This window comes from Chryseobacterium barbadense, assembly GCF_042849955.1.
In the GTDB taxonomy this organism is placed as follows: Bacteria; Bacteroidota; Bacteroidia; order Flavobacteriales; family Weeksellaceae; genus Chryseobacterium.
Genome location: NZ_BAAFHL010000003.1, coordinates 39,108 through 59,474, shown reverse-complemented (window position 1 = coordinate 59,474; position 20,367 = coordinate 39,108). Strand labels below are relative to the sequence as shown.

The following is a 20,367-nucleotide window of genomic DNA, read 5'->3' as shown; positions in this document are numbered from 1 at the left end:
TTTTGTGTTTTTAAGAAAGTTTTACAAATTTGTACTAAGCAAAAATTAATTTGATATGAAGAAACTAACAGCAGGTGTGCTTACGTTAGTGCTATCTTCGTCTTTAGCTGTGGCCAAAGCCCAGGAAACGAAGAATGATACCGTAAAAACACAAGACATTGAAGGTGTAGTCGTTACTGCACTCGGGATTAAAAGGGAAAAGAAGGCTCTTGGATACGCTTCCCAAGAAATTAAAGGCGATATGCTTTCGGACGCAGGACAAAATAATGCGGTAAGTGCATTATCAGGAAATGTAGCAGGGGTACAGGTTACGGCTCCATCTTCGATGGGGGGATCTACAAGAATTACTATGCGTGGTATTAGTTCTGTAACCGGGGAAAATAGACCTTTAATTGTTGTAGACGGAGTGCCTTTAGACAACGGCAATGTCAATGACATAGATACGCAAAGAGGTGCAGGAGGTAGAGACTATGGTGATGCTACTTTTGATATTAATCCAGATGATATTGAAAGCGTAACTGTACTAAAAGGAGGCCCGGCAGCGGCTCTTTATGGCTCCAGAGCAGGAAATGGAGCAATCATTTACACAACCAAATCAGCAAAAAAAGGCAGAACAGAAATCCAGTTAAATACGGGAGTGTCTTTTGAAAGCATTTATATTCGTCCGAAGTTACAAAATCAATACGGAGGAGGATTGTCTGATACTTTCGAAACGGTTAATATTGGAGGACAAACCTACAATATTGCTGAATACGGAACTGATGAATCATGGGGTCCAAAATATGATCCTAATTTACTTTATCTACCATGGAATGCATATGACCCGGAATTTGCCGAAGATTATATGAAACCTATTCCTTGGGTAGCTCCTAAACATGATGTGGATTCATTCTTTGATACTGGTGTTACCTACACAAATAATGTATCCGTTTCAAAATCCTTTAATGATACTAATATAAGATTATCATATACCAATACTAATATAGGAGGGATTATACCTACTTCTAAAATTAAGAAAGATAATCTTAGTTTAAATATGAATAGTAAGCTTTCTGATAAACTTAAAGCTGAAGCTATTTTAAACTATGTGAGAACAGACGGATTCAATAGACCAGAACAAGGTTATGGAGATAATTCAGTGGCACAAAAGTTCTATCAATGGGGCCAGAGACAGTTGGATATGTCAAAACTAAAAGATTATAAACTGGCCAACGGAATGCAAAGAACATGGAACAGAACAGCATGGGATGATGCAACTCCACTATATTCTGATAATCCATATTGGACAATTTATGAAAATACTTCAGAAGATTCCAGACATAGATTTTTTGGAAACGCTGGCTTAACGTATAATTTTAGCAAAAAAATATATGTTGTAGGTAAAGTGTACGGTGATGTTTATAGCCAAAGTATTAGTTCTAGGGTAGCTGTTGGTTCACAAGCCATCTCAGATTATACTATTCAGAAAAGAAATGTTTCTGAATACAATTATGAAGGAAGAGCACATTATAATGATAATTTCGGAGACTTTAGTTTGAATACTTTTGCAGGTTTCAATATTAGAAATAATAAATTAAGCTGGCTTGAAGGAACTACAGTTGGAGGATTAGTAATTCCTAATCTGTATAACCTGGCAAATAGTAAAGAAACAGCTTTAGCGACGAATGCTTCATTTTATTCCCGTATCAATAGTGTTTTCTATTCAGCGTCTTTCGGTTATAAAGATATGCTATTCTTAGAAACAACAGGAAGACAAGACTGGTTCTCATCATTAAGCGAAGGAGCTTTCTACCCATCTGTTACAGGAAGTTTTGTTTTCTCTAATGCGTGGAAAAATAATTGGCTGTCTTTTGGTAAGTTAAGAGCCGGGTGGTCTCAAATTGCATCTGGAGCTGATCCATACAGTAGATTAACTTATGCTACGATTGGTGTTCCTTTCCAAGGCAGCCCACAATATTCATTCCCTGCTATTTCTAACGAACCAAATATTAAGCCTGAGGTTAAAACAACAAAAGAAATTGGTCTAGAGATGAGCTTCTTTAAAAGAAGATTTGGGTTTGATATAACTTATTATGATGTTAAAACCACTGATCTTATTATACCTTTACCAGTAGATCCGTCAACAGGATATAATTTCAAAAGAATTAATGCTGGTGAAATGACTAATAAAGGTATTGAAGCAATAGTAAATATTAATCCTATAAGAAGTCAAGACTTTTCTTGGGATTTCACTTGGAATTTCACAAGAAACAGAAATAAACTTGTTGAGTTACAAGGTGATTTACAAAACTATATCCTTACCAATGCTCCATTCAGAGTTCAGTTAGCTGCGCAAGTAGGAGAAGCTTATGGGGTTATTTTAGGAACTGATTTTGTCTATGACGCAAATGGTAATAAGGTTGTTGATGAAAATGGATTTTATAAAGCGTCTGAGATCAAGCCACTTGGCTCTACTCTTCCAGACTATAATATGGGATTCAGAAATACATTCAGATATAAAAACTTAAGTTTATCGTTCCTTATTGATGTTCAACAAGGAGGGAAATATTTTTCTACAACACATATGTGGGGAATGTATTCAGGGATGTTAGAAGAAACTGCACTTGGAGGAAACAGAGAAGCAGGAGTTATCTTACCTGGAGTTAAGGAAGATGGAACACCAAATGACATTTTATTAGATGCACCGACTTGGGGTGGTACATATTATAGTACAGTTGATGCACAAAATGTATTTGATGCTAGTTATATTAAACTGAGAGACTTAACAATAGGATATGAATTGCCTAAATCTGTTATAGGGAATACTTTACAAGGAGTTAGAATCTCTGCCTTTGCTAGAAACTTGTTTGCATGGAATCTTGCCAATAAAGGAATTGATCCGGAAAATACAGCCTATGGTTCTGGAAATATCCAAGGTTTAGAGGGTGGTTCTTTACCATCTACTAGAGTTTACGGTTTCAATGTTAACTTTAAATTTTAATTAGAAATGAAAAAAATATTTTTTATACTATCCGTTTTAACAGCGACAGTTACTTTAAATAGTTGCGCGGATAATTTTGATGAAATTGACACTAATCCAAACTCTACGGATAAACCCTTAACATTTGGATTGTTTAATAGTGCGAATAAAGAATTAACGGACAATACACGTGATGAATGGGTATCCGGTAGAATGGTATTGCCATGGGTTCAGTATTCTGCACAGCGTGCATATACGGAAGAAGACAGATACCAGTATAGATTACCCAATGCTGCTACATTTTGGAGTGTTTCTTATACTGTAGCACAAGATTATAAAGAGATCATTAAACTTAACACTGATCCTACTACAAGAGAGCAGATGAGTGTATATGGTCCTAATGAAAATCAAATTGCTGCTGCTAGAGTAATGTTATCCTATGTTTTCTTAAACTTAGTAGACTCTTTTGGTGATGTACCATATTATTCTTTTGGAAATTCAGATCCTGATTTTCAAGCTCTAAGTATTGATGCTACATTACAGCCTAAGTTTGCAAGTCAGCAAAAAATTTATGCTGATATCTTGAAGGAGTTAAAAGAAGCTTCTGAAATGATTGATGAAAATGAAGTGGTATTTACTGAAGGAGATGTCTTATTTGGAAGTGGGGCAAAATTGAAAAAATTTGCTAATTCTTTAAGATTAAGGGTAGCAACAAGAGTTAAAGGAGTAGTTTCTGGTGCTCAAACTCATATTCAAGATGCTATTGCTTCTGGTGTAATGACATCTAATGCGGATAATGTAGGAGTAACTTACGAAGATAATTTAGTTAATCCTTCACCAATGTATGATAATTTTAGAACAAGATCCGATTTTGCCATTTCTAAAACTTTTGTAGAACTATTGAAAGGTAATACGGGTAATTTTGATTTAGATCCACGTTTATTTAAATACGCTACACCTAAAGGAACTCCAAAAGCACAAATCCTTGCTGGCACATCTCCTGAATCAACTAATCCTGCTGATTTTAATGGAATGCCTTATGGTATTCCGAGTACATTGGCTGCAAGTCAGGCACCTTCATCAAATTTCTTTAGTAAAAATGTACTAAAACCGAATTACAAAGAAATCTTGATGGAATATTCGGAAGTTGAATTCTTATTAAGTGAGGCAAATGGATGGGCACAAACGAATTATGTAAATGGCGTAAAAGCTTCAATGGAAAAATGGGGAGTGAGTGCAGCTGATATTAATGCATATGTTGCTTCCTTGCCTCCTGCATCTAAAGAAAACGTTTTAACTCAAAAGTATATTGCTCTGTTTATGCAACCTTATGAAGCTTGGGCTGAATATAGAAGAACTGGGTATCCAAATACTTTATTATTACCAGGACAGACAGGAACTCTAAATGTTGCAACAGGAGGTCAAACTACATATACTTTTACTTCTTTAATTGCAGGATTATCAGACTTACCAACCAGATTATACTATCCGACAACTGTACAAAACTTAAATACTGCTAACTATCAGGCAGCTTCAAATGCGATTGGAGGAGATGAAATGAACACCAAATTAATTTGGGATGTGAACTAGTCAATATTTTGAATTAACAATTAAAATATATTTTAACCAGCAAACCGCCTTCGGGCGGTTTTTTTATTTCCGTATATTTGTATTTCCAAAAAGCAGGCAATCTCATGCCTTTGAAAAACGAATATAAAGTACATGAATATTAAAAATATTATAGAAGAAAAACTTTCGGGAATCATTTTAAATGTTTACCAGTTAAAAGATATTAATCTGGAAGTTCAGGAAAATAAAACCGAATTTGAAGGCGATTTTACCATCGTCACTTTTCCATTGGTAAGACAGCTTAAGAAAAATCCTGAGAGCATTGGTGTTGAATTAGGAGAATCTTTGACTGCCCAAACCGATTTGGTGGAAAGCTTTAATGTGGTAAAAGGTTTCCTGAATATTAAAATCAATAATCAGTTTTTTGTAGATAATTTCAGATCACTAAATGATAGTTTCTCAAAGATTGAAAAAAAGAATGCAACCGTAATGGTGGAATATTCTTCTCCGAATACCAACAAACCTCTGCATTTAGGACACATCAGAAACAATCTGTTAGGATTTTCTGTAGCTCAGATTTTAAAAGAAGCCGGATATGATGTGATTAAAACCCAGATTATTAATGACAGAGGAATTCATATCTGTAAGTCTATGTTGGCCTGGGAAAAATTCGGGAACGGAGAAACTCCTGAAACTACCCATACAAAAGGAGATAAGTTTGTAGGAAACTACTATGTAGAATTTGACAAAAACTACAAAAAAGAAATTTCAGAACTTGTTGAACAGGGAGTTGCAGAGGAACAAGCGAAAAAAGAAGCTCCGGTGATGAAGGAAGCTCAAAAAATGCTTTTAGACTGGGAGAATGGAGATGAGAAAGTGAGAAGCCTTTGGAACGAAATGAATTCATGGGTGTATAAAGGTTTCAATGAAACCTATAAAAGATTAGGCGTAGATTTCGATCAGGTTCAGTATGAAAGCAACACCTATTTATTAGGAAAAGATCTTATTCAGGAAGGATTGGATAAAGGAATACTGTATCAAAAAGAAGATGGTTCGGTTTGGTGTGACCTTACGGAGGAAGGACTTGATCAGAAGCTTTTATTACGTTCAGATGGTACTTCAGTATATATGACTCAGGATTTGGGAACGGCTGTAGAACGTTTTAAAGATAATGATATCCAAAAACTGATTTATACAGTAGGGAACGAACAGGATTATCACTTCCAGGTATTATTTAAAATCCTTAAGAAACTAGGATATTCCTGGGCAGAACAATTATTCCATTTATCATACGGAATGGTAGAGCTTCCGGAAGGAAAAATGAAATCCCGTGAAGGAACGGTAGTAGATGCAGACGATCTGATGCAGGAAATGTATGAAACCGCAAAATCAAAAGCACAGGAATTAGGCAAGCTGGAAGGACTTTCAGAAGAAGAAAAAGAGGCCTCTTATGAAGTAATAGGTTTGGCTGCATTAAAATATTTTATGCTGAAAGTAGATCCTAAGAAAAAAATGCTTTTCAATCCTGCGGAAAGTATTGAGTTTAATGGAAATACAGGACCTTTCATTCTATACACTTATGCCCGTATTCAGTCTTTGAAAGGAAAAGCAAACTTTGAATATAGAGAAATTTCAAATGTAGCTTTAAATGAATTTGAAAAAGAATTGATCACGTTATTGACAAACTACAAAATAATCGTAGAGAAAGCTGCAGAATCCTTGAGTCCGGCCCTGATCGCTAATTATGTGTATGATCTGGTTAAATCATATAACTCTTTTTATCAGAGTAATCCTATTCTGAAACTTGAAGAGGAAAATCTAAAACAATTCCGATTGAATTTGTCGGATCTAACCGGAAAAACAATAAAAAAATCTCTGGAATTACTGGGAATAGGAACAGTAAACAGAATGTAAAACTTAGCCTCCTGATCTCAGGAGGTTTTTTTATGTTATTCTTAATGGTTTTTAGGATCTGATATATTTTCTACAACAACAGTCATGTTTTTTACAATCTTTAAAACAACTTAAAAGGTATGTTTGCAGAGATTTAAAAATATGATTATGAATGTACTAAAAAAATTAAGTTACCTTTTTGCAGCGTTTTTAGCTGTTACACTTATTTCATGTAATTCGGATGATGATTACAATGAGCCACAGCTTACTCCTTCACAAACCTTATCATCTACTCCCTGGGAAACTACCGGAGCAAAAGATAAAAATGGAAATTCAGTGGCTTTAAATGACCCTAGTGTAAGCGGTTTTGTGGGATATTCTTACTTTAAGGAGGATGGAAATTTTGCCATCTACGGACTCAATGATGTTTTAAGATCAAGAGGAACATGGTCGGTTTCCCAAGACGGAAAAACGAGAACGATTACAGCATTAAATCCGGATGGAACTACCATTTTTACCCGTGTAGTTGATATCTTGGTTTTAAATAAAAATGAGTTCACCTATAGAATCCATCCTAATCCAAATGATTCTTCTGTGTATTATGATATTATCCATACAAAGGTAAATCATACGGAACCTAATCTGGGACAGTTGATCCTGGCATCTACTCCCTGGGAGACAACAGGTGCAAAAGATAAAAACGGAAGTCCGGTTGCCTTAACTGATAACAGAGTAAGCGGATTCGTAGGGTACTCCTATTTCAGAGCTAATGGAACATATGCGATTTATGGATTAAATGATGCGTTGAGATCACAGGGGACCTGGTCTATTTCTCCTGATGGAAAAACCAGAACCATTACGGCCTTAAACCCTGACGGAAGCGTTATATTCACAAGAGTGGTTGAAATTCTTGCTTTAAACAAGATGGAATTCACTTACAGAATAATCCCGGATGCCAATAACCCTACAGAATTCTTTGATATTATTCACAAACCCGTCAATCATCTGGAACCATAGAATTAATAATAAACCCTGCTTAAAGTAGGGTTTTCTTTTTTCAGAGAAATTCAAATGTTAGTTCTTTGAGTTTCTTTATAGAGCTTTGCATTGCTCCATTTGGCATGTTTGGAAGGGGTAATTTGATATCCTTTTCTATAAGTATATACCTTCGTAAACTCTGCACCGAAGAATATCAGCATACAGGAATAATTGATCCACATCATGATCAGAATCACAGTTCCTGCCGCTCCGAAAGGAGAAGTAGGTTTGAACTGACTAAAATAAAGGCTTAGTAGAAATTTACCCAATGTAAATAATAGAGTAGTAAGAAAAGCACCTCTCCATACAGGTTTCCAACTCATCTTCACATCCGGAAGCACTTTAAACATCAAAGCGAATAACAGCATGACCACTCCAAAACCTATAATGAAGTTCACTGTTTCTACAAACATATAAGTTTCAAAACCAAAATAAGCGGTGATCCAGTTATTGAACAGACTGATGAATGAAGATAAGATCATAGTGATCATTAGTAAAAAACCGAGAATCAGGATCATTCCCAGAGAGTTGGCCCGGTCCAGAAGAAATTTAACGAATGCTTTTTTCGGAGCGGATTCTACATCCCAAAGCGTATTCAAAGAATGCTGTAACTGAAAAAACAGTGTAGTGGAACCAAACACCAGAGACCCGATTCCCACAATTTTCATAAAAATATTTTCTTTATCAATCAAAGCTCCTGCAATCATATTTTCTATACTTTTGGAAGCTTCAGATCCCATAATTCCGCTGATCTGGTAGCTGATTTCCCCCCGGATTGCTTCTTCACCGAAAAAATATCCCGCAATCCAGATGATAATGATTAAAAGCCCGGGAATAGAAAATATAGCATAATAAGCCAAGCTTGCCGAATCTCTTGAGGCATAAGAATCGTTCCACTCGGTGAAGGTATCTTTTAAAACTTCCCAGAAAAATTTGGCTCTGCTGATCATATTAGAAAGGATATCCGATTGCAATATTCAGAATAAGATTATCTTTTCTCCAGCTGCTGTCTCCGAAATTAATCTTATCAAAAGTCCATCTGTCTCCTTTTTCATAATAAGGCACTCTCAAAGGCATCGCCAAGTCTAACCTTAGAATTAAAATGGAAAAATCAAGTCGTAATCCTACTCCTGCACCTACGGCAATTTCACTTAAAAAGTTTTTGGAAAACTTTCCGCCTGGTCTTTCAGGGTCTTCGTTCACCAGCCAGATATTTCCGGCATCTGCGAAAACGGCAACATTTAAAAATTTATAAAGATTAGCGCGGTACTCTGCATTCAATTCCAATTTTATATCTCCCGCCTGATCAAAGAAAATTCCATCCGTTTGTGTTCTCGGATCATAACTTCCGGGTCCTAATGTTCTGGCGCGGAAAGCACGGATACTGTTACTTCCCCCAGCAAAAAATTGTCTTGAGAACGGAATATGTTCTGAATTTCCGTACGGATAGGCTAGCCCTGCAATCAATCTTGAGGCAAAAGAAGTTTTTTCAGCAAACTTATGATAGAATCTTAAATCATTTTCAATCTTAGCATATTGGCTGAACGGAATATCAAAAATTTCTTTTTGTTTCCCTTTTTTCACATTAGCTCCGGTAAACAGTCCGGTTAAATTTCCAGCAAGATCAACCAATCCGCGATAATAAAACGTATTGGTCTTTTGAAGCATGGTGTTGGTGTACGTAAAAGTATAAATCGGGCCAAAAATAAGTTGTTTGTCGACCACTCTTCGTAGAGCAGAGCTGTTTTTAGACAGAGAATCATATTTTGGAGTTACATTGGCAGGAGAAACCAGGGTAACATCAAATATTTTTAAATCATGTTCCTTTCTTGCATTTTCTTTCCATACATAGCCGAACGAGGCATTAAAATTATTCAATGTGTAATATTGCGTACGGTTCTGGAATTCATATCCTAAACTGATATTGGTCCTCGGAACAAATGCACTGGAAGAGTGGAAACGGAAAGGCGCCACAATCCTTGGAATGGAAAGCTGTGCATTGGCTCCCGCCCGGAAAATATTATTGGCATCTTCCGGACCACCTATTTGCACATCAAAAGCTCCGTAAACAGAAGCTTTGAATTGTTCCGCACCCCGGAAAAAATTTCGGTGGGTCCAGTTTAGATTAAGCTCGCTTCCCGCATAATTGGCGGAGTTGGTCCTACCCAAAGCTTCAAGACGAAGAGATTGCAGCTTTCTTGGAGTCAATAAATAATAGGTATCAAATTTATGATTCAGAGAGTCTGAAACAATGAATTCATTTTTTACAAATTTGAATACTCCTAAACTGATCAGACGGTTTAATGTAAGATTATGATCGGCACGGTTGTATAAATCTCCTCTTTCAAAATACAACGCCCTGTCAAAAATCTTTGGTTTGAATTTGTGTTGAGGATCAATGACGTAAATATCATTATAGGCGTATTTAGAAAGTGAGTCTGTATTCATGGGAATGCTGTACTTACCATCTTTTACATCCTGAATATTGTAATTGGGAAATACGATCACCTTATCAATACTGAACTGTTGTTTAGACAGATTTGGGGTGTCATCTTTCAGTTTTACATTGAGCTCAACCTTATGATTTTTACTTACCGTACTGTCTGCCTGAACAATGATATTATCCGGGTGAAAGTAGTAAAATCCTTTTTCTTTTAATCCGTTATCAATCCTTTCTCTTTCTGTTTTGATAACATCCAGGTCAAAAGGTTTTCCGGGTTTTAATAAGGTTTTATCCGTCAGGTTTTGAATTTCCCGATTCACAAGCGAAGAATCTTTCTGGAATTTTACATTGCTGATCAAGTACCTTGCTCCCGGCCTTACCGTATAAATAACCTTTGCTTTTTTATTTTTAGAAACCGTATCATAAGAGGCTCTTGCATTGAAATAGCCTTTATTTTCAGAATAATTTTCAATGATATCTTTATTGAATTCCCTGTCTACATCTCCCAATAAGACAGGTTTTTCTCCCACTTTATATTTCATCCAGTACCGGAATCCTTTTTCCTTTTCAGGTTCTTTGGTAATATTATAGAAATATAATCTTGGACGTAATCCCAGAAATGAAGAATTGGGTTTTGGAGTAAGATTGTCTTCCAATGCCGTTTTCAGGTCGCCCTTTTCCTTTTTCGAAATCGTATCATCTTCAATCTTAATATCAGCTCCTGTGTACAACATTTGTCCTTCTTTCAAAAACCTGGTATTACTGCATGAAAATATTGTTAAGGCAAAACCCGAAACCAATAGATACTTAAGATAGGTATGTAATGTACTTTTCATTATTTAAACTCTACTACTTGATTGGTCTTATTCTCTTTAACTCTGTTCTTTCTGGATTTTTGGAAAATCTCCCGGAATTTATCATAGTCCAGTGTAATGATAAACCCGACTCCTGTTTCTACGATTTGCCCCTGAAGAGCTACCTGATACTCATTCTTACGATACGCTCGTAACATATACCTTCCATCTTTGGAAAGACTATAATCTACGGTAACATCACCCGCAATATTCGTCATATTTTCATTCTGCCTTGCATCACCTTCCAGTCCGAAATTACTTCCCACCGAAACTTTTAAACGGTCATTCAGCAGTTTTTTACTGATGTCTACATTAAGATCGGTTCTTGTATTTTTTTCTCCGGAAGAATAATCTTCTGAAGATTCAAGGTCAAAATTCAAATCCACCCCTTTGATTAATCCGGAGGCAAGATTATTCAATTGCTGAGAAAGAATTTTACTCACACTCTGTCTTGCCATAGATTCAGCAGTTAACCCTGCGCCGCTCTGGAAAGGATTTTCACCTACAAAACGGTTCAATAATAGCAGCGCAAAAACCTGCTTGTTCATTTCAGATTCTTCAGTTCTCAGCTGAGCAAGTTTAGCATTCACATTATCTATTACAGAAGACGCTACTGCATTATTCTCTTCTTCGGTGGTAATATCAAATGTGATTTGGGGCTTTAAAAGCTCTCCTTTCATTTTAAGTAAAGTATTGAAAGGGATCTTTTGTTTATACATATTCATGTCTGAAGCAGACATGCCACTTAATTGCTGCTCCAATAGATCAATTGGCGGAGCTTCGGTTTTATAAACGGCTGTAATATCCAGATTGGCGGCAGTAGGTTCCCCGGTCCAGGTAATCGTACTTCCTTTCTGGATATCAAATTTACGTTTTAGTACACTTACTGTCAGTTCATAAGAACCTTTTTCCACCTCATATACTCCTACCAACGTTGTTTTTCCGGACGGATCAACTCCTCCTGTCAATTGACCTTCCCCCTGAAGTTTGACGAAATCCCCATTTACTTTATCAATTAGGATAGACAATTGTGCCTCTCTGTGAACTTCTATATTGACATTCACATCCATTCCTTTGATACGGCTGTCTGCATTCAGTGAGTCTGCTTTGATCGTCTGATTGAGGACAACCTGATCCTGATCAATGAATTCAACAATGCCTTCACGCTCCTGTAAAGAAGGAGTCGACTGAGGTAAAACAAAGGTGAAATCCGTATTGTCGGCAACGGCTAATTTTCCGTCTACTTTCGGAAGGTCTAAATTTCCACGAACATGCAGATTAGCATCAATGGCAAGAATTCCATACATAATGGCTTCATTTGATTTCTCTGAATTCACTACTTTGAAATCTTTAGCATTCACATCAAAATTGAAAGCGAAATCTCTATAGTTTTGAGTGAGAATTTCCCCGTTCAAAGCAAGTGAATTTCCATCTTTGTCTTTTATTTTAAATTGATTGAAGGCAATTCCACGGTTGGTAAAATCAATCTCATCGTTAATATTCCTGAAATCACTTCCCGTCTGTGAAATCATCAACCCTGCATTATTGAATCTTACTTTTCCTAAAATAGCAGGCTTCTCGGTGCTGCCTGTGATTTTCAGGTTTCCTGAAAGATATCCTTCTGTATTGGTAATTGCATTCATAGTGAATCCCTGAATACTCTTCATCTGAAGTTGGTTGATATCCATATTCAAATCAAAATTGCTTGAAGAAGTATTATAATTTCCGAGGATTTTTACATCATTATTATTTCCGGAAAGGGCAACATCCGCATTCAGGATACTGGCTGAAGTGCTGTTGACTTTCACCGCTAGGTTTCCCACCGGACTTCCATAGACAATCAGGTCGGAAATATTCAGATCGGAAGTGAAGGTCATATTTTTAGTAACATTTCTGAGCTGTGCAGTTCCGTTAACGGTTCCTTTGGCAAGCAATGAATCCTTCTTAATGATTTCCGTAATGGTTTCTATTTTAAAATCTTTCAACGAAACATTTAAAGGACTGGTTGGTGAACTGGCTTCCGATTGGAGCAGAATTTCACTTCCTGCACTGGAAAGCCTGAAATTATCAGCTACGATTCCATTGCTGCTGATCTGGATTTTATTATTTTCGGCAACGGTCCAGTCATTGTAATTTAATTTTAAACCATTTGGATTCAACGAAATTTCCGTGACATCATTCAAAGATTTGGCATTTCCTGCGATTAAGAAACGGGTCGTATTTTTTTCATCTTTGGTGGTAATGTTATAATTGAGAATGTTATTGGCAACATCTCCGTTAATATTGACTTTGTTCAACGCAAAGCTTTCACTTTTTAAGGAAGCGACATCCAGATTATATTGTAAAGCCTGGTTTTCATTGGTTACCTTCAATGAGGCATTTTCAATTGAGTTTTCCCCATATAAAACTTGCGGGATTTGTCCGTCTATTTCAATTTTTTGCGAATCGGCATCATAATTTCCGACTAGATTAATAGTTTCAAAACTCTTCAGATCCGGAACAAATTTCCTGATCAGGTCATCGTTCTTGATTTTAGCAGTAAAAGTAAAATATTGTCCGGCTTCAATCTTTTGTGGTTTATCAGGTTTCTGGAACTGATAATATTGGTTGATGGTCTGCTGTAAGGAACCGAAAATCTGAGTAAGCTTATATTTACCTTTTAGTTCCACATCTGCAATCTGGGAATTCAGATTGATTTTGGTTGAATCTGCCGTAGAAACAGCCTTCACATTCACTTCCTGGATAGGATATACTTCTTTGGTGTCAGACATGGCAAAATCCTGAAGATTGAGATATCCGTTCAAATGATCGGGATCTAAATTGGTGAAATCCCCGTCGATTTTCCCTGCGATGATCATAGGCTTTTGATAGAAACCAAGCCTGTTCAGATCAAGTTTAATGATGTTTCCGTTAACTTTTACTGTTGGATTTTTTTCATCATAAACTCCGGAAGCGGTTAACTGTAAATTAGCATTCGGATCTTTTGAATTCAATACAATATCGTAAGCGCCACGATTGATCTTGCCGGTTAAGTTCATGTTCTGATAACGGTAGCCTTTATAGCCTGCGGAACTTACATATCCTTTCAGGTTTGCTTTGGCATTCTTAAAGTCAAAACTTTCCCCTTTGGCAGAAATTTGTGCGGTAAAGGCCCCCAGGTCTTTATTCTGAATGATTTTGCCGACCTGCAGGTTCTGAAGATTGGCTTTAATATCATATAGTTCGCGATTTTTCCTTCTCATATCTACCTGAGCAACAATTCCTGCATTTCCAAGCGTTGAGGTAAGGTTCAGGTTGGTGTTGACCATTTTTGTAGTTCCTTTAGCAGTCCCTTTTATACTGAAAAAAGAGGGTAGGGAAATATTGGAAGGGATCGTATTTTTAGGAACCAGATTGAAAATTGTTTTTCCCGATGAAGATAATTCCCCGATCCGGAGGTCGTAATATAAATTCTCAGGATTCATGGCGTTTCTGATTCTTCCAGCCGCAGAAACTTTTAATTGATCTAAACCTGATAATTTTAAATCATTAATCATTAAATCATTTACCGTTCCATTTACCAAAGCATTCACATTTACTATGGCATTTGGATATTTATTAAAAGGCACGGTGCTTCTTAATGACGGAACAAAATTCAGAATATCAGAAAATCCGATCTTAGAATTACGGATGTTGGCAGAAATTTTTACGGCTCCCGGATTCGCACTTAATTGTTCAATAGAATTATAGTTCAATATAATTTCATCCCGCAAAACAGTTTTAGGGGTTTGAAGGTAAAGGTCTTTCAGATAAGCCTGTTTCTCTTCATATACAAAATCGGTATTGAATTTCTGGATATTCAAGCCACGTGCTTCCTGGATTTCTGCAGAATTCACTGTTCCCGCAAAAGTATTGTTTTCCATTTTGAAGCTTCTGACCTCCAGGTTCATTTTTGAGAAATTCAAGTGATTGAAATCCATTCCTGTTCTTGTGGGGGCAATGGCAGTATTATTATAAATCACCTTTACATCATTCAGAAGAAGCTTACCTAAAAGTAACTGAAGTGCTTTTTCTTTTTCCGGTTTTGCAGCAATTTCTTTTGAATTTTTTGGATTCGCATTTTGTGCAGGCAGATAAAGATTGGCATTAATATCCGCACCGGAAAGGATCACATTGGAAATATTGTAGGAATTGTTCTCCAGGTCAAGTTTATTGACTTTAGTACTTAATTCTTTGAACAGAACCTTGGCGAAAGTTTTGGTGTTGTCATCACCATAATCAATATCGAAATTCGTTAGTTTTATTCCTCTTAAGCCAATTCTCATGGGCTTTTTCTGATTAAGGGAATCTACCTTTTCTTCTACGTTTTCGGAAACTTCTTCTACCAGATCCTGTTTTAATTTCAGTTTTAATCCGTCGAGGTTAATGTCATTGAATGCATAGGTGTTTTTATCCAGATCAAAGGTTCGTACTCTGGTATCAAATGATCTGAAATATACTTTAAGATCATTTCGGGATTGCTGGTCGTTGAAAGTGACGCCAATATCTTTCAGATTAATTTTATCAAGAGAAATAATGAACGGTTTGGACGGGCTTTCCTCCGAATCTTTTGTTGCAAAAGCATCAATGATATAATCGAAATTGAATTTTCCATCCGGTTTTCTCACCACATTAGCCCGGACTCCTTCCATACTGGCCGAAGTGATGTCTGCAGTAGAATTGATGAGCTTGAGCATGTGCAACCCGACATCAAGCTTTCTGACTGCTAAAAGGGTATCTTTATTCTGACCTTCCAGATACAGCTTTTCCATGACCAGGCTGTTGGGAAATCCCACATACACCCTGTCTATACTAACTTTGGTTTTGATTTTTTTCTCCAGATAAACAACGAGTTTATCTTTTAAGAAATTTTGAACTACCGGAAGACGTAAACTGAAAATAAGCAGGGTAAGCAAAACGAATATCGAAATAATCGTTATGAGAATACCCTTAAGAATTTTTCTTTTGTTGATTTTCAGTTTCAAATTTTCGGGTTTTAAACAAAGATAACAAATGAACCTCAAATATTATCTGTTGTGGTATTCCAATTTGAATACAAAAATCCTGCCTTGGCTGCTCTATTATGGAATTTAGTTTAGTCTAGTCAAGTGAATAAGTTGATGAACAGCCAAAGCTTGGATTTATTTTTAAAAGCCCCCTTTAGATCATTTTATGTATGAAAAGGTTTTGCAAAAAATGAAAATTCAAATGTTAGTCAGGGGGCATGGCATGATTTATATATAATAGAGTGTTTTATCGGTTGTTATTATTCATTCTCCCATTTTGCTTGCTCCCCCTGAGGAGCAGCTCCTCCCTTGGCTTCCGTCACAGGAGCTGTTTCCTGATTGATGTGGTAAACATACGCCGCAATTTTTTCAGCATCTCTTCCCGTTATAGTTCCTTCTTTGACAAAAGGCCTCATCGTTGGGTTGTTGGGAGAGCCATTTTCCAGCATCCAGAATACATTTTTAAAAAGTGTTTTTTCTTTGATATTGATCCAGTGTCCGTCGGTAAGGTTTGGTCCGATACCTCCTTTTCCTCCATCTGAATGGCAGGTAACACAATTGGTTTTAAAAAGTTGCTCACCTTCAGCAATATTATCGGCACTATATTTAGCCGTTTCCAGATTAATGGAAGGTGCATTTTTTTCAAACTCAGCTATGGAAGCCATCATGGTTTTTGTTTCTGATTCATACTCAGAATCCGGATGCGCATAATCGGTGAAAGCAAACGCGATCATATACACAGCGCAGAAGATACAGCCGAACCAGAATAATCCGATCCACCATTTTGGAAGAGAATTGTCGAGTTCTGTAATTCCGTCAAAGCCATGGTCGATAAGAATATCTTTTTCTTCAGACTGGGATTGTTTTTTGAAAGCAGAATTCCAGAGTTTTTGAAAGTAAGATGTTTTTTTCTCTTCCAGATATTGTTTCTTTTCTTCTTCGGTCAGTCTGCTGAAATTTTCATTCTCAATCAGATCTCCAATGGAATTCATGATGAAAAGAAGAATAGTGGTAATGATCAGCAATACCCAAAAGTAGGGTGAAGAAAAATAATTTCCGTCCTGGCTGAACATTTCGAATGCCATAATGGTTAAACCTATCGTTACGGCAATATATACTGAAATTGGTGTTCTCGTTTTCATTGTTCTTTCATTAAATCTTTATTCTGCACTTGCTGTTTTGATATCTGTGGTCTTGATATCGGTTCCCAATCTTTGCAGATAGGCAATCATAGCAATAATCTCTCTTTGCTCAAGCGGTACAAATGCACCTCCTTTTGTCATTCTGTCTTTTTCCACCTGATCTTTTACATCGGTAGCTTCTGCATAAATTCTTTTAACAATAGCTTTTGACTGATTGTCTGCCCATTGGTTGGCGGAATCTATCTGTGCCTTTGTATAAGGTACGTCGAAAGCGTTTTTCATTAATTTCATTTTATTCACCATTTCAGAACGATCCAGTTTATTGGTGATCAACCAGGGGAAACGTGGCATAATGGAGCCTGCAGAAGTAATCCTTGGGTTGTACATATGTTTAAAGTGCCATGAATCCGGGTTTCTTCCCCCTTCTCTGTGTAAATCAGGTCCGGTTCTTTTAGATCCCCATAAGAATGGTCTGTCATATACAAATTCTCCTGCTTTTGAGTACTGCCCGTTCTTACCTTCAAATCTTACAACTTCATCTCTGAAAGGTCTTATCATTTGTGAGTGGCAGGAATTACAACCTTCACGGATATATAGATCTCTTCCTTCCAGCTCTAATGGAGTATAAGGTTTTACAGCGGTAATCTGGGGCAGGTTACTTTTTATGGTAAGGGTAGGGACGATCTCTATCAACCCTCCGATAGCGATGGTTATGAAAGCTAATATGGAGAGTAGTTTTGGAGTTCTTTCCAGCCAAAGATGTATTCCTTCCCCTTCTTTTCTCTGACTTCCGATGTTTGCCAAAGCAGGTGCTTCCGCAGGAACTTCTTTCTGGAATGAACCTGACCTGATGGTTTTATAAACGTTAATGGTCATTAAAATGGCTCCCGAAAGGTAGAAAAGCCCACCTAAGAATCTCATTTTGAAATAAGGAATAATAGCGGTTACGGTATCCAGCCAGTTTTTCCATAATAATGTTCCATCCGGGTTGAACTGTTTCCACATTAACCCTTGAGTGAACCCCGAAATATACATGGGCACTGCATAGAAAATGATTCCTAATGTACCTAACCAGAAATGCCAGTTAGCCAATTTTACAGACCAAAGTTTAGTTCTCCACATTACAGGAATGAGATAATATACAATTCCGAAGGCCATGAATCCGTTCCATCCCAAAGCACCAATATGAACGTGTCCGATAACCCAATCGGTATAATGTCCGATTTTATTTAAAGATTTGGTAGCTAAAAGGGGACCTTCAAATGTTGCCATACCATAGCAGGTAACTGCAACCACGAAGAATTTAAGGATAGGATTTTCTCTTACTTTATCCCAGGCTCCTCTTAACGTAAGAAGACCATTTAGCATTCCTCCCCAAGATGGTGCGATAAGCATGATGGAGAACCCTGTTCCCAACGCTTGTGCCCAAGCCGGAAGTGCTGTATACTGAAGGTGGTGAGGACCAGCCCATAGATAAACGAAAATCAATGACCAGAAGTGAATAATAGACAACTTATAAGAGAATACCGGTCTGTCCGCTGCTTTAGGTAAGAAGTAATACATCAAACCAAGAACCGGTGTTGTTAATACGAATGCTACTGCGTTGTGACCATACCACCATTGAACAAGAGCATCCTTTACACCCGCATAAGCAGAATATGATTTCCAGTTTGTGAAAGATAATGGAACCTCTAAGTTGTTAAAGATATGAAGCATTGCCACAGCAATCCAGGTACCAATGTAGAACCAAATGGCTACATAAAGGTGTCTCACTCTTCTTTTTGCAATCGTTCCGAACATATTGATTCCGAAGATAATCCATGAGAATGCGATCAGAATATCAATCGGCCATTCGTGTTCTGCATATTCTTTAGAAGTGTTAATTCCCATTAAGAAGGTAATCACCACACTGATAATCATAATCTGCCATGTCCAGAAATGAAGCCAGGACAATGTATCACTGTACATTCTTGTTTTTAATAGCCTTTGTAAGCTGTAATAGGCTCCGCAAAAGAATGAATTGCACACAAAAGCGAAGATGACCGCACTCGTATGCAGCATTCTTATTCTTCCGAATCCCATAGCTCCTTGTGTACTAATCAACCCCTGAATATTGCCACTTCTTAAACTTTGAATAGTCGTGTCGTCTGTTCCGAATAAGAATTCCGGAAGTTCCGGATAGAAAAGCATTAAGGCGGCAGTTAAACCTATAAGAAAACCGATAAGTCCAAATATAACGGTAGCATATAAGAATGCTCTGACAATGGTATTGTCATAATTAAATTGTTGCGTCTCCATAATTCCAATGTATTGTCCAGAAGTGATATTTATCCTTTATCGTTTTGCTTTTTCTGAGCTGGATTTTATCAGGAAAATAAATATCATGTAACGTGTATAATGTTATGCCAAAGGTATTTATTAACTTTGTTAGAGGCTAGTTGATATCCTTCTAAAATATACCGAAAACTACTAAAACAAGCACAATGAAAATATGCAGCCAAAACATTAGAAAAATCCGGAGAAGCAAAGACTTTACCCAAGAGTATATGGCTTTTGAAATGGGGATTTCCCAGAAGGCTTATTCGGATATTGAAAATTCCAAGGTGAAGATCAACCTCGAGATCCTGACAAAAATCTCAGATATTTTGGACATTAAACCTTCGGAAATATGCAGCATTTCCCATAAATGCTCGGATGATTATGAAGACAAATATCATGAGCTGCTCAATTATATAAAGCAAAATAATATTCCGGTTCCGGATGAATATCTGAAAGAGTAGAATTTTGGCAATGCTTGTAAGTTTTTGTGAAAAGCTCTAAAAAGTACAATGTTAATATTCCTGTTTTAACATCCTTAAATCATCTGTCATATTTATATCGAAAATATATAGGCAATAAAATTACAGGCAAGAACTATGTCTTGCCTGTGGATATAATATTTGAGATTAACTAAAAGTACTCGTTAAATTCTGTGATCATCAACTCAGGTTTCGTTTTTGAGTACTTAACACGAATGGTATCTCCTACATTAAATTTTTGATACCAAATAAAGCCATCAGAATTGACATATTCTTTACCATCAACATTATATTTTACCCATAAATGGTTCCCTTTCTGCACCGATTTTCTTGTTACTATACCTTGAGTAATTTTAAAATCTTTGTTGATAAATTCAATATTATTGAGTTCATTTTTCCGTAAACTAGTGGCAATATAATATATGCCTAATACAAGTATTGCCAGCATTAAAAACACTTTAATTTGATCTTTCATAATTAGTCAATTCCTAACAAGGATTTTATTTTATTTAGGGAATTTCCAAGCTCAGTCAGTTCATATACGGTTTTATATTTAATTCACTGTATCTTAATTGCTGATTGTTAAATAAATAACTCAGGATGTTAATTTTCCATTTTCCCCAATCAAGTTTTATGTAACGGAGATA

11 protein-coding genes are annotated in these 20,367 nt (G+C 36.6%); 5 read left to right on the top strand and 6 right to left on the bottom strand.

Translation table 11 applies throughout. The features are described 5' to 3' along the window. The first annotated feature begins 76 nt into the window (after window positions 1-76). The 4 genes from ACGHIN_RS03280 to ACGHIN_RS03265 all read left to right on the top strand — a co-directional run bounded on the left by ACGHIN_RS03280 (window position 77) and on the right by ACGHIN_RS03265 (window position 7,438). On the top strand, window positions 77-2,980 hold the full coding sequence (locus ACGHIN_RS03280) for a SusC/RagA family TonB-linked outer membrane protein (protein ID WP_390450779.1): 2,904 nt from the start codon (window positions 77-79) through the stop codon (window positions 2,978-2,980). A 6-nt stretch (window positions 2,981-2,986) separates the two neighbouring features. Next, window positions 2,987-4,549 (top strand): SusD/RagB family nutrient-binding outer membrane lipoprotein, encoded by a 1,563-nt coding sequence (locus ACGHIN_RS03275; protein WP_390450777.1) that lies wholly within the window; start codon window positions 2,987-2,989, stop codon window positions 4,547-4,549. Window positions 4,550-4,681: 132 nt separating this feature from the next. Continuing rightward, the gene (gene argS / locus ACGHIN_RS03270) at window positions 4,682-6,442 is read left to right on the top strand and encodes an arginine--tRNA ligase (RefSeq protein WP_390450776.1); all 1,761 of its coding nucleotides are present in this window, start codon (window positions 4,682-4,684) and stop codon (window positions 6,440-6,442) included. Between the two features lie 147 nt (window positions 6,443-6,589). Further along, window positions 6,590-7,438 (top strand): DUF4822 domain-containing protein, encoded by an 849-nt coding sequence (locus tag ACGHIN_RS03265; protein ID WP_390450775.1) that lies wholly within the window; start codon window positions 6,590-6,592, stop codon window positions 7,436-7,438. A 50-nt stretch (window positions 7,439-7,488) separates the two neighbouring features. Here ACGHIN_RS03265 and ACGHIN_RS03260 read toward each other — a convergent pair whose 3' ends face one another. The 5 genes from ACGHIN_RS03260 to ccoN form a co-directional block, all read right to left on the bottom strand. After that, window positions 7,489-8,409 carry a YihY/virulence factor BrkB family protein gene (locus ACGHIN_RS03260; RefSeq protein ID WP_390450773.1) on the bottom strand — a complete coding sequence of 307 codons (921 nt, stop codon included), beginning with the start codon at window positions 8,407-8,409 and terminating at the stop codon, window positions 7,489-7,491. Window position 8,410: 1 nt separating this feature from the next. Further along, entirely contained in the window at window positions 8,411-10,738 is a 2,328-nt protein-coding gene (tamL, locus tag ACGHIN_RS03255; RefSeq protein ID WP_390450771.1) for a translocation and assembly module lipoprotein TamL, read from the bottom strand. Next, entirely contained in the window at window positions 10,738-15,759 is a 5,022-nt protein-coding gene (locus tag ACGHIN_RS03250; RefSeq protein WP_390450769.1) for a translocation/assembly module TamB domain-containing protein, read from the bottom strand. The genes tamL and ACGHIN_RS03250 overlap by 1 nt, the downstream gene beginning before the upstream one ends. A 281-nt stretch (window positions 15,760-16,040) precedes the next feature. Beyond that, complete coding sequence (locus ACGHIN_RS03245; protein ID WP_390450767.1) at window positions 16,041-16,922, bottom strand: c-type cytochrome; 882 nt, start codon at window positions 16,920-16,922, stop codon at window positions 16,041-16,043. Between the two features lie 18 nt (window positions 16,923-16,940). Beyond that, entirely contained in the window at window positions 16,941-19,220 is a 2,280-nt protein-coding gene (gene ccoN, locus ACGHIN_RS03240) for a cytochrome-c oxidase, cbb3-type subunit I (protein WP_390450766.1), read from the bottom strand. A gap of 185 nt (window positions 19,221-19,405) precedes the next feature. Between ccoN and ACGHIN_RS03235 the strand changes: the two genes are divergently transcribed. Continuing rightward, window positions 19,406-19,702, top strand: coding sequence for a helix-turn-helix domain-containing protein (locus ACGHIN_RS03235; RefSeq protein WP_390450764.1), 297 nt, complete (start codon window positions 19,406-19,408; stop codon window positions 19,700-19,702). Window positions 19,703-19,871: 169 nt separating this feature from the next. Here the strand turns inward: ACGHIN_RS03235 and ACGHIN_RS03230 are convergent, their stop codons facing one another. Next, window positions 19,872-20,195, bottom strand: coding sequence for a hypothetical protein (locus ACGHIN_RS03230; RefSeq protein WP_390450763.1), 324 nt, complete (start codon window positions 20,193-20,195; stop codon window positions 19,872-19,874). Window positions 20,196-20,367: the final 172 nt, after the last annotated feature.